The 1,463-nt window shown below is 59.4% G+C and carries 1 protein-coding gene; it reads left to right on the forward strand.

Features of this window, described 5'->3' with window-relative positions; all coding sequences use genetic code 11:
* The first annotated feature begins 182 nt into the window (after positions 1-182).
* A complete protein-coding gene (locus AC1DRJ_RS27490; protein ID WP_477804921.1) occupies positions 183-1,397 on the forward strand; it encodes an HDOD domain-containing protein in 1,215 nt (404 codons plus the stop codon).
* Positions 1,398-1,463 lie beyond the last annotated feature (66 nt).

The raw sequence follows: 1,463 nt of genomic DNA on the forward strand, positions 1-1,463 counted from the left end.
ATAAACCGGCTTAGCCGCATAGCTTGAACCGCCGTATACGGATCCGTACGTACGGTGGTGTGAGAGGACGGCGGATGTAAATCCGCCTCCTACTCGATCTCTAGACGCACATTGAGGCCAATTGTTCTGTATCGATTCGCCAGTGTTGGCTAAGGTTCAGGCATTGCGAGGGAGCGTGCTGCATGACTGTCGTTGATTTACCCGCTGCACCAAGAGTGTTGATTGCCGAGGCGGACCCCTGGTCCCGAGACTTGCTCAAGCAGGTGTTATTGAATGTTCGCTGCGACGCGCGACTGGACCTGTGCGCCGATGGCCAGCAGGCAATGGAAAAGCTGGCTGAAATTCCTTACGACCTGGCGATCGTTGACTGGGAGTTGCCTGGCGTCGATGGCCTGAATGTTTTGCGCAATGTGCGCCAACGCAAACGCAATCCGCCGTTACCCTTTATTCTGATGAGCAGCCGTAATGACAGTGCCAGCGTGCGCGAGGCTATGCCGATGGCACCTACGGCGTACCTGACCAAACCCCTGGATATGGAAAACCTGACTCGGCGTCTGCAGGGCTTGCTGCTGAACGCGGGCGAAGAGGTGTCCTGTGAGGTGCCGACGTTGGCGCCGGGCATGACGTTATCGGTGTATCTGGAACGTCGTCGAGAACTGGCAGACGGTGCACCGTTGATGACTGACGTGCAGGTCGCGGTTCAACACAGCCTCAATCCCAGCGGTCTTGATCTGAAGCGGCTGGAAGACAAAATTCGCACCGATCCGCAGATTACTGCTGTGCTGATCGCCGCCGCGAACAGCGCGGGGCATCACCTTGGTGACCCTGTGCAGACCCTGTCCCAGGCCTTGCACCGTTTGGGCTCCGGGCAAAGCATGAACCTGATTCTGGGGCTAGCGCTCAAGCGCAGTGCTCGGCTCGACGATCCGCTACTGGGGGACTATGCCGAGCGTTATTGGGAGCTGTCGCTGCACACCGCCGAGTACGCTCGCACGCTGGCGCGCCTGCTGGATCTTGAGCAAGAGCGCTGTTACTGCGCGGGCATGCTGCATCGTCTTGGTGATCTGGCATTGCTGCGGTGTTTGCAAGAGTGGAAGCAGGCCGGGGGTGAGCTGGATGAGTGGGAAGAGGTGGGTGATGCGCTTGCAGCGTTCGGTGCAGCCTATGGTTCGGCGCTGCGCACTCGTTGGCGTCTGCCGCTGGAGCTGCGAGAGCTGATTGCGGCGGTCTATCAGCTCGGTGGCGGGGTTTACTCCCGCGAAGCGCTGGTGATGAACATGGCGGCGCAATTGGCGCGTCTGACCGAGCATGAGGGCATTGAAGCGTTGGCGAAAAGCCGGACGGCGCGGTTGCTCAAGATCGGCTTGCCGGAACTCATCAGATTGCGCAAAAAGTGAGTCGGCCGAATACCCCTGTAGGAGTGGGCTTGCTCGCGAAGGCGGTSTGTCAGGAGACACTTATGC

The organism is Pseudomonas sp. P5_B2 (assembly GCF_056400445.1).

Coding starts and splice junctions, on each gene's coding strand:
- AC1DRJ_RS27490 (WP_477804921.1), top strand. CDS start 183: ATGACTGTCGTTGATTTACCCGCTGCACCAAGAGTGTTGATTGCCGAG.